The 478-nt window shown below is 61.3% G+C and carries 1 protein-coding gene; it reads right to left on the reverse strand.

Annotated features, from left to right (window positions below; genetic code table 11):
* On the reverse strand, window positions 1-438 hold a 438-nt coding region (locus AC1DIO_RS35470), incomplete at its 3' end, for an amino acid ABC transporter ATP-binding protein (protein ID WP_476854967.1).
* Window positions 439-478 lie beyond the last annotated feature (40 nt).

Consider the following 478-nt stretch of genomic DNA (forward strand, 5'->3'; position numbering starts at 1 on the left):
GCGCGCGATCGCGACGCGCTGCTGCTGGCCGCCCGAGAGCTGGCCCGGATATTTCAGCGCCTGCTCCGGGATCTTCACGCGCTTGAGATAGTGCATGCCGATCTCCTCGGCATCCTTCTTCGGCATCTTGCGCACCCAGATCGGGGCGAGCGTCAGGTTCTCCAGGATCGTCAGATGCGGGAACAGGTTGAAGTGCTGGAAGACCATGCCGACATCGCGGCGGATCTCGTCGATCTTCTTCAGATCATTGGTCAGCTCGGTGCCATCGACGATGATCTGGCCCTTCTGGTGTTCCTCGAGCCGGTTGATGCAACGGATCATCGTCGACTTGCCCGAGCCTGAGGGGCCGCAGATCACCAGCTTCTCGCCGCGCGCCACCTTCAGGTTGATGTCGCGCAGCACATGGAACTCGCCATACCACTTGTTGACCCCGATCATCTCCACGGCCGTATCCGTGTTCAGGGAGGTCTGCTTCAGC

This window comes from Allobosea sp. 05T439, from assembly GCF_056396005.1.